This is a genomic window from Pseudomonas peradeniyensis (genome assembly GCF_014268935.2).
GTDB lineage: Bacteria > Pseudomonadota > Gammaproteobacteria > Pseudomonadales > Pseudomonadaceae > Aquipseudomonas > Aquipseudomonas peradeniyensis.
This window is the reverse complement of sequence record NZ_JABWRJ020000002.1, coordinates 616,378-628,745: the sequence shown is the minus strand read 5'-3', so window position 1 is coordinate 628,745 and position 12,368 is coordinate 616,378. Positions and strand designations below refer to the sequence as shown.

The window sequence follows — 12,368 nt, the reverse complement described above, 5'->3', positions numbered from 1 at the left end:
CAACACCAGGCCAGCCCACCCATGCATCCTCTTCGCACCGCCCTGCACAACGAACTGCACGCCCGCCCGTCGCTGTATTTCGACGACCCGGCGCATGTCTACCACCTTGCCGTGCTCGGCGACGCCAACGCCTGCCAGGCCCTGCTGCAGCGCTGCTGCCCCGAGGCGCCCGACACCCATGCGGCCCAGGGCATCACCCGGCTGGACGGCCACCCGTTCAAGTGGGAACGCCACACCGAATTCTTCACCCTGACCCTGGTGGTGCCCTGCACGACCCACGACAACGACTGGCAACCCCTGCCCGCCGTGCTCGCCGAGGCCATCGCCCCGCAGGCGGCACAGGTGATCAACGCCGTGCAGGTGCTGGTACGCGACGAACAGGACCTGGACCTCGCCCGCTATGGCTTCAAGGACCCCTGCGGCTCCAGCGTCGGCGGTGGCGATGCGGTGGTGTGGAGCGATTTCCGCCTGACCGGGGACGGCACCAACCGCTTGCTGTTCATCAACCGCCGGCTCAACGCCTACCGCCAGGGCCGCATGATCCGCCGCCTGCTGGAGATCGAGACCTACCGCATGATGGCCTCGCTGACCCTGGACACGGCCAAGGCCCTGAGCCAGGAACTGGACGATTTCGACGCCACCCTGGTGAGCCTTTCCGAACGCGGCGCCAGCAGCGCGGCCCACGATTCCAAGGCCCTGCTCGAAGCCATCGCCCACCTGTCGCGCCAGGTGGTCGACCGCACGGTGCAGACCCGCCACCGCTTCGGCGCCAGCCAGGCCTATGCGCAACTGGTGTTCGAACGCCTGGGCGAGCTGCGTGAGAGCCATGTCGCCGACTGCCAGCGCCTGGGGGTGTTCATTGAGCGGCGATTCAAGCCTACCCTGCGCTACTGCGTGGCCACCGAGCAGCGACTGGAGCAGCTGGCGAAGAACGTCGCCAACCTGGGCGACCTGCTGCAGGCGCGGGTGCAGGTGGAGATGGAGGAGCAGAACGCCGAGATCCTGCGCAGCCTCAATGCCCGGGCCGATGCCCAGGTGAAGATCCAGCGGGCGGTGGAAGGCTTGTCGATCATTGCCATCACCTATTACCTGCTGAACCTGTTCAAGCTGCTGTATGGCGGATTGAATGTGCTGGGGGCGGGATTGACGGCGCGGGAGGCGATGCTGGGCATGGCGCCGGTGGCGGGGTTGGTGCTGCTGGTGATCCTGATGAGGATTCGGCGGGCCAAGCAGCATTGAAACCCAGTGGGGGCGCCTTGCGCCCCTTTCGCCGGCAAGCCGGCTCCCACAGGTGAATGGTAACCCCTGTGGGAGCCGGCTTGCCGGCGAAAGGGCTGCAAAGCAGCCCCAAGGGCCTCACGCCGGCTCGTCGGCCGGTCGCCCGTTCTCCTGCACCAGCACCATGCTCTGCGGCGACGACAGGGCAATGCCTTCGTCACGCAAGCGCCCGAGGATGGTGAACAGCAGGTCGCTGCGCGTGCCCGACACCTGCCGCGGCGAGGCCACGTAACCGCTCACACCGATCACCATGCCACTGCTGGTCAAGTCCTTGAAGGTCACCGATGTGGCCGGCGCATCGAGGATCGACTCATGCTCCTTGTACGCCGCCAGCAGCAGCTCGCGCACATGGCTGGCATCGGTTTCCAGCGGCAGCGTCAGGGTCACGCTGACCACCCCCAGGGCATTGGCCATGGTCACGTTGCGCACGTTCTGCGAGATGAACTGCGAGTTGGGCACGATCACCGTCGAGCGGTCGGACATCTGGATCTCGGTGGCGCGCACGTTGATCCGGCGAATATCACCCTCGACACCGGCCAGGCTCACCCAGTCACCCACCTTCACCGGACGCTCGGTGAGCAGGATCAGGCCGGAGATGAAGTTCTGCACGATCTGCTGCAGGCCGAAACCGATACCCACCGACAGCGCACTGACCACCCAGGTCAGGCTGGTCAGGTTGATGTGCAGGGTGGACATCACCAGCATGGCCAGGAACAGGAAGCCCAGGTAACCGACCAGGGTCACCAGCGAGGCGCGCATGCCGGCGTCCATGTCGGTCTCCGGCAGCAGGCGCTCGCTCAGCCAGCGCTTGACCACGCGGATGGCGAACCAGCCACCGAGGAAGATCGCCACGGCCAGGAAGATGTCCTGGGGCACGATGTTCAGGTTGCCCAGCACCTTGCCGCCGGTGCCGTCCCAGTCCGCCAGGCTCAGCAGCAGCTCGCCCGGGCTGGTGCCCGAAGGCATGAACACCAGCAGCGCGGCGGCGAACAGCAGCAGCGTGCGGCCGATGCCCGCCAGCACCGTGCTGGCCTGGGCCTGGTGGCGTTGCTGCAGGCCAAGCGCCGAGGCCAGCGCCAGGCCACCGGGCTGGCGGGGCGACAGCAGGGTCTCGCACAAGTCGCCGAACACCGTGACCAGCAGATAGGCACAGACCACCACCACGCTTATCCACAGCAGCTTGGCGGTGAGGAAGTAGGCCAGCGTCAGGTAGCCGGCAAGCAGGGTCAGCAGGATCGCCAGCACCCACACCACGATCACGAACGGGATCAGCCCGGCCAGGCCCTTGGGCCGCTCAAGGTCATGCTGGCGACGGGCGCGGCGGTAGCGCAGCAGGGCCACGACGAACAGCAGCGACACCACCAGGGCAGTCAGGCCGTTGGTGGCCAGGGTCAGCGCCAGGCTGGTGCCGATCACGCTGTTGATGCGCTCCTGGGTGAGCAGCACCATCAGCGCCAGGGCCAGGACCTTGGGGAACCAGCCCAGGGCGCTGGCCACTTCGTCGGGGATCGGCGGCAGGCGCCAGGACGGGCGCTGCAACATCAGCATGGCGCGGCCCAGGCCCGAGATGAAGGCACTGAAGATCACCAGGGCGAGGATATGGTTGGTCAGGCTGGCCAGGTCCGTGCCAAGGTCGGCGCTGCTCTCCAGGCCCCAGCGCAGCAGCGACACGGAACCGGAGATGGTGCCCAGGGTCGCCAGGCTGACGCTCAGCGCCAGGGCGCTGCGGCGCAGGCGGCCTTCGGGCAGCCAGCGGATCATGGCGTCGGCCAGCAGGCGCTCCAGCACCCGCCGTACCAAGGTCCAGACCAGCACCGCCGCCACCAGCGCGGTGATGAACAACCAGCGGTGCTCGGCGCTGAAGGCGCTGGCCATGGCGTCCGACACCTCGCCACGCAGGTCGCGCAGGCGCGCCACGTCGTCGTCGGTGGGGCGGATCAGGCTCGACCAGAACGCCGGGCTCAACGGGCTGGCGGCGCGGCTGGTGATCTGCGAGTTGAACAGGCTGCGGCGCAGGTTGACGATCTGTGTCGACAGGTCACGGGCCGACTGGGTCAGCGTGGTGGCGTCCTTCTGCTCGGCGACCAGCTTGTTCTTCTCGTCGTTGAGCTGCTTGCGCTGGCGAGTCAGGCTCTCGGCCTCCTCCTCCATCGGCGGGCCGAGCACGTTGAGCTGGTCGTCCAGGCGCTGCACGTCGGCGGTACGCTGGGTGACCAGCACATCGGCCTGGCGCTGCACCTGCAGGGCCGACTGGCGCAGCTGCGCGAGCAGGTCGTCGTTGGCATTGCTGGTAACGCCCTGGCGGATCTGGTCGAGCCGTTCGCTCAACTCCTCCAGGCTGGCGTTCTCGTCCAGCACCTGCTGCTCGGCCACGGCCAGGCGCGATACCGGCGTGGCCGGCGCGGCCCAGGCCGGCACGGCCAGGCACAACAGCAGGGCGAAAATCCCCGCATAGAATCGGTCAAGGCTGACACGCCTCATCGAATGTTCCTCTACACAACTCGACAGGGCGTGAATTCTACGCGGTCTGGAGGCTCAGGAGAGTGCCGTCTCTCGGTCCAGCAGCTGGCGCTTGCGTTCGATGCCCCAACGGTAGCCGCTGAGGTCGCCATCGCGGCGCACCACCCGGTGGCAGGGAATGGCCACGGCAATCGCGTTGGCCGCGCAGGCCTGGGCGACGGCCCGCACGGCCTTGGGCGCACCGATGCGCTCGGCGATGTCGGTGTAGCTGACCGTGGTCCCCGCCGGCACCTCGCGCAGCGCCTGCCAGACCCGCTCCTGGAACGCGGTGCCCTGCACATCCAGGGGCAGTGCCAGGCCCAGGGCCGGGGCCTCGACGAAGCCGATCACCTCCGCCACCAGCCGCTCAAAAGCGTCATCGCCGCCAATCAGCTGGGCCTTGGGAAATTTGTCCTGCAGGTCCTTGAGCAAGGGTTCGGGCTCGTCACCGAGCAGGATCGCGCAGATGCCCCGTTCGCTCTGGGCCACCAGGATCGCGCCAAGTGAGCACTGGGCCAGGGCGAAACGGATGGTCGCGCCCTTGCCGCCGGCACGGTATTCCCTGGGGCGCATACCGAGGCGCTCGCCGGCGCTTTCGTAGAAGCGGCTGTTGGAGTTGTAGCCGGCGTCGAAGATGGCTTCGGTGACGCTGCCGGCGGCGTCCAGGCGCTCGCGTAGGCGCTGGGCGCGGAAGGCCGAGGCGTAGGCCTTGGGGGTCAGGCCGGTCTCGGCCTTGAACAGGCGGTGCAGGTGGAACGGGCTGAGGTTCAGCTCGCTGCCGAGCTGGTCGAGGTTGGGTGCGGTCTCGCTGGCCTCGATCAGGCGGCAGGCGCGGGCCACCAGCTCGGTACGGCGGCTGCCCTGCCCGCCCTTGCAGCGCTTGCACGGGCGGTAACCGGCGGCCTCCGCCTGGGTGGCGGCGCTGAAGAACTCGACGTTTTCGCGCTTGGCCAGGCGCGACTTGCAGGCGGGCTGACAATACACGCCGGTGGTGCGCACGGCGTAGACGAAATGGCCGGTGGCGTCGGTGTCGCGGGCCTGCACGGCGTGCCAGCGTTCGGCGTCGGTGGTGTAGGTGGTCGGGGCGGGCTTCATCAGGGGCCTCTCCTGGGATTCGATACCGTCAGCCTGGCAGGGTGGATGATGCGTGGAACTCCGATTCTTGCGGTGTTTTCACGGGCCCTATCGCGGTGCGCCGATGCGACTTGCCCCGCGATAGGGCCATGCAGGCGGACGACACTTCAAGCCCGCCACAGGTACCAGGCCGCCACGGTGCGATGAGGGCTCCACGGAGCACCGAGCGCACGCATCTGCGCAGGCGTCGGTGCCTTGTCCAACCCCTTCATGCGCCGATACCCCTCGCGCACGCCAAAATCATCCACCGGCAGGATATCCGATCGCTCCAGGCTATAGATCAGCAGCATTTCCACCGTCCAGCGCCCCACCCCGCGCAGCGCCACCAGGCGCTCGACCAGTGCGGCATCCGACATGCGTAGCGCCTCTTCCCGGCTGGGCACCACGCCCGCCACACGCGCCTGGGCAATCCCGTGAACCGTGGCGATCTTGCTCGCGGAAAACCCACAGGCGCGCATCGCCTCCGGCGTCACCGCCAGCAACTGTTCGGGCGAGGGAAACGCCCCCTCCGCGAACAGCGCCAGTAATCGCCCGAGGATCGCCTCGGCCGCCCGCGCATGCAACTGCTGGTAGGCGATCGCGCGCACCAGCGCCTCGTACGGCTCGCGCCCGGGCGTGGCACGGTGCCGGCAGGGCCCCACGGCGGCAATATGCCGCGCCCAGTCCGGGTCTTGCCCGGCCAGCCAGGCGGCGGCATCGTCAAAAGCCTGCGGGGAAAGGTCTGCAAGGATCATCAAGGGCGTTCGCACAAGTCACGATCCCCTAGCCTAGCCCAACCGTTCATCGGTGAAACGCTCAATCTTGCGCATCGAATTACTGGCATACCATTGATCCGCTCGCCGCGCCCCGCATAGAATTGAGAACTATTAACAATCACATTATCCGGGCAGGCTCTCCAGACGATGCAGATCGAAGACACGCTGAAACCGGCCGAGGTCGATCTGCTCTATCAAGCGCACCACCGCTGGCTACGCGGCTGGCTCGGCGCCCGGGTCGGCTGCCGAGAGCATGCCGCGGACCTGGCCCAGGACACTTTCGTACGCCTGCTCAAGGCGCGCCAGGTTTCACCGCTCAAGGAGCCACGGGCCTACCTGAGCAGCATCGCCCGCGGCCTGATGATCGACCAGTTCCGCCGCCGTGCCCTGGAAAAAGCCTACCTAGAGAGCCTGGCCAGCCTGCCCGAGCTGGAAGCCCCCAGCGAAGAACAGCGCCTGCTGATCCTCGACACCCTCGAACGCCTCGACCGCGCCCTGCAACGCCTCAAGCCACGGGTGCGCCAGGCGTTCCTGCTGGCCCAGCTCGACGGCCTCACCCTTACCCAGGTCGCGCAACGCCTGGACGTCTCCCGGGCCACGGTCGAGCGCGACCTGGCCAAGGCCCTGGGTGTCTGCTACCGGATCCGCTACGCCGATGCCTGACCAGAACCCGACCCAGGCCCAGGTCGACCAAGCCATCGAATGGCTGGTGAAACTGCGCTACGACAGCCCCGGCCCACGCACCGAACAGCAGTTCCAGCGCTGGCTGGCCAGCCACCCGCAGCATGCCCAGGCCTGGCAGCGGGTCAGTAGCCTCGGCGACGAACTGGCCAGCCTGCCCGCCGAGCTGAGCCGCCAGACCCTGGCCGGCAGCGAGCGCCGCCGCATGAGCCGGCGTGACCATCTCAAGCTGCTGTCGCTGCTGGCGCTCGGTGGCAGCGTCGGCTGGGCCGCGCGCGAGCATCTGGGCCTGCCGGCGCTGATGGCCGACAGCCGCACCGCCACCGGCGAGCGCCGCGAACTGCTGGCCAGCGACGGCAGCCTGATCCGCCTGAACACCGCCAGCGCCATCGACCTGCGCTACAGCGCCGAGCAGCGCCGGCTGACCCTGCTGCGCGGCGAGGTCAGCCTGGACGGCAACACCAACGACAACCGCCCGTTCAGCATCGACACCCGCGTCGGCGCCTTGAGCACCCAGGGCGGCCAGCTGCTGCTGCGGGAAAACGCCCAGGGCCTGCTGCTGGCCGTGCGCCGGGGCGAGGTGACGCTGTTCCCCGCCTCTGCCGCCGCGCATCGGGTCAAACCCGGCGAGGTGCTGCAGGTGTTCGCCCAGGGCGATTACCAGCCCGCCACCCTGCACAACGACCCCTGGGGCTGGACCGATGGCGTGCTCAGCGTGCAGCAGATGCCCCTGGGCGAGTTCATCGACGAACTGTCGCGCTACCGCCCCGGCCTGCTGCGCTGCGCGCCGGAAGTGGCCGGGCTCAAGGTTTCCGGCACCTTCCAGCTGGCCGACACCGACCAGATCCTGCTGCTGGTCGCCCGCAGCCTGCCGGTGCGCGTCGACTACCGCACACGCTTCTGGGTGAGCATCGGCGCCGCCTGAAAACATCGCAAAAAAATAAATGAGGTGGAATCTCATTCTCGTCCGGCCTGAAGGAAACAAGCCCGAACAGTGGTCTGCCAACCTTCAGGAGCGCTTCATGATTCGCCCGTGTTCCCCTCGCAACGCCCCCTTGCGCCATGCCATCCGCGCCGCCGCCCTGGGCCTGGGCGTGGCCTGCGCCGGCCTGCCGCCGACCCTCGCCCTCGCCGCGCCCGCCAGCCAGAGCCAGCAGCGCGACTGGAACATCCCGGCCGGCCCGCTGGCCGCCGCCCTGGACCAGCTGGCGCGCCAGGGCGGGCTGAACCTGTCGTTCGACGCCACCAGCCTGCGGGGCAAGACCACCCAGGGCGTGCAAGGCCGGCATGACAGCGCCCAGGCCCTGCAGATCCTGCTGCGGGGCAGCGACGTGCAGGTCCAACAGGAAAGCGACAAGAGCTTCCTGCTGCTCCCGGCCCTGGACGTCGGCGACGCGCTGCAGTTGGGCGCCACCAGCATCTCCAGCAACCGCCTGGGCGAGACCACCGAACACAGCGGCTCCTACACCACCGGGGCGGTGACCATCGGCAAGACCCCGCAAAGCATCCGCCACACCCCGCAGTCGGTGACCGTGGTCACCCGCCAGCGGATCGACGACCAGAACATCACCAACCTCACCAACCTGCTCGAACAGACCCCCGGCGTGGTGGTCAACCTCACCGACAGTGAACGGGTGCAGTACTTCTCGCGCGGCTACCAGATCGACGCCATCCAGTACGACGGCGCCACCGTGGTACAGAGCAGCGGCGGCGGCTCGTTCATCCAGAGCGACTCGGCGATCCTCGACCGCGCCGAGGTCCTGCGCGGCGCCACCGGCATGCTGCGCGGCGCCGGCAACCCCTCGGGCACCGTCAACCTGGTGCGCAAGCGCCCCACCTATGAATTCCAGGGCGAAGGCAGCGTCACCCTCGGCACCTGGGACGCCCAGCGCTACGTCGCCGACCTCTCCGGGCCGTTGACCGAAACCGGCAACGTGCGTGGCCGGGTGATCGCGGTGCACGACGAGAAGGACCACTTCCAGCAGTCGCGCCAGGAGCGCAAGGACGTGCTGTACGGGGTGATGGCCTTCGACCTCGACGACAGCACCACCCTCACCACCGGCCTGGAATGGACCCAGCTCGACGCCACCGGCGCCTGGGGCAACCTGCCGGCCGACTACGACGGCTCGCCGCTGCCGTTTGGCCGCAGCACCTACCTGGGCGCCGACTGGAACCGCTGGAACCGCAGCAACCTGCAGACCTTCGCCGAGCTCGAACACCGTTTCGACAACGACTGGACGCTCAAGCTGATGGCCCAGCGCACCCACTTCGAGCTGGACGACAACGGCTTCAAGCAGACCTACTTCAGCCGCGCCACCGGCACCGCCAACCCGACCCGCAACCCTTACCTGATGAGCTACCAGGTGACCGAAGGCGATGGCGGCGAGAGCCTGCAGAACAACCTCAGCGCCACCCTCAATGGCCCGTTCGATTTGCTTGGCCGCACCCACGAGCTGATGCTGGGCGTCGAGCGCATCCGCAACGACTCCTACGCCTCGGCCACCAACAATGTGCAGTCGGGGGTGTTCGACATCCGCACCTGGGACCCGAAGACCAGCCTGGCCAACCCGAACATCAATATCACCGCCCACCCGGTGCGCACCCGCACCACCCAGGAAGGCGCCTACGCCACCTGGCGCATCTCCCTGGCCGACCCGCTCACCGCGATCATCGGCGCCCGCGCCAACTGGTACGACTACGAGCAGGAGAACAACACCAAGGCCAGCGGCAAGTTCAGTGTCGACAACGAGATCGTGCCGTACGCCGCGCTGATCTACGACTTGAACGAGAACTTCAGCACCTACGCCAGCTACACCGAGATCTTCAACCCGCAGACCAACACCGACGCTGCCGGCTCCGTGCTCGAGCCGGTCACCGGCGAAGCCTACGAGACGGGAATCAAAGGTGAGTTCTACGAGGGCCGGCTGAACACCTCGCTGGCATTCTTCCGCATCTACCAGGTCGGCAACGCGCTGGACGACCTCAGCGGGCCGAACCCATGCCTGCCCAACTACACCAGCGGCTACTGCAAGGTCGCCGCGGGCAAGAACCGCAGCCAGGGCTTCGAACTGGAGATCTCTGGCGAAGTGCTGCCGGGCTGGAACGTGACCGGTGGCTACACCTACAACACCACCGAGTACCTCAAGGACACCACCGGCAACAACGGCAACCCGATCCGCACCACCGACCCCAAGCGCATGCTGCGCCTGTTCACCAGCTATCGCCTGCCGGGCGAGCTGCAGGCCTGGACCGTGGGTGGCGGCGTGCAGGCGCAGAGCGACATCTACAACCGCAGCGGCAGCGCCGAAGCCTCGCAGTCGGGGTATGCGGTGTACAACGCGATGGTCAACTACCGCTTCAACGACAACTACTCGCTGCAGCTGAACGCCAACAACCTGTTCGACAAAAAGTACTACCGCCAGGTGGCGCCGACGCCGACCGGTTACTACTGGGGCGATCCGCGCAATGTCTCGGTAACCCTGCGCGGCACCTTCTGAAGCGCATTGGCTGCCGCATCGGGAGCCAGCGCGGTTTTCAGACTGCGGCGCGCAACGCCCGCGCCGCCGCCACCATGTTCACCAGCGCCGCTTCGGTCTCCGGCCAGGCGCGGGTCTTCAGGCCGCAGTCCGGGTTGACCCACAGGCGCTCGGCCGGAATTCGCCGGGCCGCCTTGCGCAGCAAGTTGACCATCTCCTCCTTGCTCGGCACCCGTGGCGAGTGGATGTCGTACACCCCCGGGCCGATCTCGTTCGGGTAGTCGAAGCGCTCGAAGGCCTCCAGCAGCTCCATGTCCGAACGTGAGGTCTCGATGGTGATCACATCGGCATCCATCGCCGCGATCGATTCGATCACGTCGTTGAACTCGCTGTAGCACATGTGGGTGTGGATCTGCGTTTCGTCACGCACGCCCGAGGCGCACAGGCGGAAGGCCTCGGTGGCCCACTCCAGGTAGCGCGGCCAGGCACTGCGGCGCAGCGGCAGGCCTTCGCGGAAGGCGGCCTCGTCGATCTGCACGATCTTGATGCCGGCGGCTTCCAGGTCGACCACCTCGTCGCGGAGCGCCAGCGCCAGCTGACGGGCTTGCACTTCGCGGCTCACATCCTCGCGGGGGAAGGACCACATCAGCATGGTCACCGGGCCGGTCAGCATGCCCTTCATCACCTTGCGGGTCAGGCCCTGGGCGTACTTGATCCAGTCCACGGTCATGGCCTTCGGGCGGCTCAAGTCGCCGAAGATCACCGCCGGCTTCACGCAGCGCGAACCGTAGCTCTGCACCCAGCCGAAGCGGGTGAACACATAACCGTCCAGTTGCTCGGCGAAGTACTCGACCATGTCGTTGCGCTCGGCCTCGCCGTGCACCAGTACATCCAGGCCGAGGTTTTCCTGGATCTGCACCGCATGACGGATCTCGCTGTGCATGGCCTCGATGTAATCCGCCTCGGTCAGCTTGCCCTGCTTGTACGACTGGCGCGCCAGGCGGATCGCCGAGGTCTGCGGGAACGAACCGATGGTGGTGGTCGGGTAGGCTGGCAGGTTCAGCCCGGCACGCTGCTTGGCAATACGCTGCTCGAAGGCGGTTGCACGCTGGCTGTCGGCGGGCTTGATCGCGGCGACGCGGGCCTGCACCGCCGGCTTGTGAATGCGCGGCGAGGTGGCGCGGGCGTGCTGCACGGCGCGGCTCTGCGCCAGCGCCTCGACGACATCGGCCGCCTCGGGCTGGTTGAGCGCCTTGGCCAGCAGCGCCACTTCCTGGCACTTCTGCACGGCGAAGGCCAGCCAGCTCTTCAGTTCGTCATCGAGCTGGTCTTCACGCGCCAGGTCCACCGGGCTGTGCAGCAGCGAGCACGACGGTGCCACCCACAGGCGATCACCCAGGCGTTCGTGGGCATGGCGCAGCACGTCCAGCGCCTTTTCCAGGTCGCAGCGCCAGACGTTGCGGCCGTTGACCACGCCCAGCGACAGCACCTTGTAGGCCGGCAGGCGGTCGAGGATGGTCGGGTACTGGTCCGGGGCGCGCACCAGGTCGATGTGCAGGCCATCGACCGGCAGGTTGGCGGCCAGGCCCAGGTTGTCTTCCAGGCCGCCGAAGTAGGTGGCGATCAGTTTTTTCAAAGGGGCGCGCTGGAGGATGTTGTAGACGCGCTCGTAGGCGTTCTTCCAGTCCTGCGGCAGGTCGAGGGCGAGGATCGGCTCGTCGATCTGCACCCACTCCACGCCCTGCACGGCCAGGCGGTTGAGGATATGGTCGTACAGTGGCAGCAGGCGATCGAGCAGCTCGAGCTTGTCGAAGTCGGCACCCTTGGTCTTGCCCAACCACAGGTAGGTCAGCGGGCCGATCAGCACCGGCTTGACCGCGTGGCCCAGGGCCTTGGCTTCTTCAACTTCTTCAAACAGCTGCTCCCAGCTCAGGGCGAACTGCTGGTCGGCGGTGAATTCGGGGACCAGGTAGTGGTAGTTGGTGTCGAACCACTTGGTCATTTCCTGGGCGTGGGCGCCGCCGCAGCAGTTGTCACTGATGCCACGAGCCATGGCGAACAAGGTCTGCAGGGTCGGCTTGGCACCGTCCTTGGCACGGAAGCGCTCGGGGATCACGCCGAAGGTCAGCGAGTGGGTGAGTACCTGGTCGTACCAGGCGAAGTCGCCCACCGGCAGTAGCTCGATGCCGGCGGCCTTCTGCACCTGCCAGTGCGCGGCGCGCAGGCCACGACCCACGGCACGCAGCCCGGCTTCGTCCAGCTCGCCCTTCCAGAAGGCCTCCTGGGCTTTCTTCAGCTCGCGGTCGCGGCCGATGCGCGGAAACCCCAGGTTGTGTGCCAGTGCCATGTTGTCGTCCCTCGAGCCTTGAAATGAATGAGGGCATTCTGGGCGCGAGGCGAAGGTGAGACAAACTCATTAAATTTGAGATGAACTAAAAATTTCCTCATGATGGCTGGCAGGAATATCGAACCCTGTAGGAGCGGCCTTGTGCCGCGAAAGGGCCGCAACGCGGCCCCGGCGATCTTTGCATCAACACTGAAATCC

Annotated in this window: 8 protein-coding genes; 4 read left to right on the top strand and 4 right to left on the bottom strand. The window is 67.2% G+C overall.

The annotated features are described in order from the left end of the window. Positions 1–21: 21 nt before the first annotated feature. Positions 22–1,239 (top strand): DUF3422 domain-containing protein, encoded by a 1,218-nt coding sequence (locus HU751_RS12345; RefSeq protein WP_186735852.1) that lies wholly within the window; start codon positions 22–24, stop codon positions 1,237–1,239. A 117-nt stretch (positions 1,240–1,356) separates the two neighbouring features. On the opposite strand, the gene HU751_RS12340 is transcribed toward HU751_RS12345, so the two are convergent. The 3 genes from HU751_RS12340 to HU751_RS12330 form a co-directional block, all read right to left on the bottom strand. Then, positions 1,357–3,759 (bottom strand): DUF3772 domain-containing protein, encoded by a 2,403-nt coding sequence (locus tag HU751_RS12340; protein WP_186735850.1) that lies wholly within the window; start codon positions 3,757–3,759, stop codon positions 1,357–1,359. Between the two features lie 54 nt (positions 3,760–3,813). Next, on the bottom strand, positions 3,814–4,872 hold the full coding sequence (gene ada, locus HU751_RS12335) for a bifunctional DNA-binding transcriptional regulator/O6-methylguanine-DNA methyltransferase Ada (RefSeq protein ID WP_186735848.1): 1,059 nt from the start codon (positions 4,870–4,872) through the stop codon (positions 3,814–3,816). Positions 4,873–5,018: 146 nt separating this feature from the next. After that, positions 5,019–5,645, bottom strand: coding sequence for a DNA-3-methyladenine glycosylase family protein (locus tag HU751_RS12330; protein WP_186735846.1), 627 nt, complete (start codon positions 5,643–5,645; stop codon positions 5,019–5,021). 168 nt (positions 5,646–5,813) lie between these two features. Between HU751_RS12330 and HU751_RS12325 the strand changes: the two genes are divergently transcribed. The 3 genes from HU751_RS12325 (at position 5,814) to HU751_RS12315 (ending at position 9,844) form a co-directional block, all read left to right on the top strand. Further along, a complete protein-coding gene (locus HU751_RS12325; protein ID WP_186735844.1) occupies positions 5,814–6,329 on the top strand; it encodes a sigma-70 family RNA polymerase sigma factor in 516 nt (171 codons plus the stop codon). Next, positions 6,322–7,272, top strand: a complete 951-nt coding sequence (locus tag HU751_RS12320) for a FecR domain-containing protein (protein ID WP_186735842.1) — start codon at positions 6,322–6,324, stop codon at positions 7,270–7,272. Before HU751_RS12325 ends, HU751_RS12320 begins: the two co-directional genes overlap by 8 nt. 97 nt (positions 7,273–7,369) lie before the next feature. Then, entirely contained in the window at positions 7,370–9,844 is a 2,475-nt protein-coding gene (locus tag HU751_RS12315; protein WP_186735840.1) for a TonB-dependent siderophore receptor, read from the top strand. Between the two features lie 37 nt (positions 9,845–9,881). Here HU751_RS12315 and metE read toward each other — a convergent pair whose 3' ends face one another. Beyond that, entirely contained in the window at positions 9,882–12,170 is a 2,289-nt protein-coding gene (gene metE, locus HU751_RS12310) for a 5-methyltetrahydropteroyltriglutamate--homocysteine S-methyltransferase (protein ID WP_186735839.1), read from the bottom strand. Between the last annotated feature and the right edge of the window lie 198 nt (positions 12,171–12,368).

Excerpts from the sequence above, each read along its gene's own strand:
- HU751_RS12345 (WP_186735852.1), top strand. The coding sequence starts at position 22 with ATGCATCCTCTTCGCACCGCCCTGCACAACGAACTGCACGCCCGCCCG.
- HU751_RS12340 (WP_186735850.1), bottom strand. The coding sequence starts at position 3,759 with ATGAGGCGTGTCAGCCTTGACCGATTCTATGCGGGGATTTTCGCCCTG.
- ada (WP_186735848.1), bottom strand. The coding sequence starts at position 4,872 with ATGAAGCCCGCCCCGACCACCTACACCACCGACGCCGAACGCTGGCAC.
- HU751_RS12330 (WP_186735846.1), bottom strand. The coding sequence starts at position 5,645 with ATGATCCTTGCAGACCTTTCCCCGCAGGCTTTTGACGATGCCGCCGCC.
- HU751_RS12325 (WP_186735844.1), top strand. The coding sequence starts at position 5,814 with ATGCAGATCGAAGACACGCTGAAACCGGCCGAGGTCGATCTGCTCTAT.
- HU751_RS12320 (WP_186735842.1), top strand. The coding sequence starts at position 6,322 with ATGCCTGACCAGAACCCGACCCAGGCCCAGGTCGACCAAGCCATCGAA.
- HU751_RS12315 (WP_186735840.1), top strand. The coding sequence starts at position 7,370 with ATGATTCGCCCGTGTTCCCCTCGCAACGCCCCCTTGCGCCATGCCATC.
- metE (WP_186735839.1), bottom strand. The coding sequence starts at position 12,170 with ATGGCACTGGCACACAACCTGGGGTTTCCGCGCATCGGCCGCGACCGC.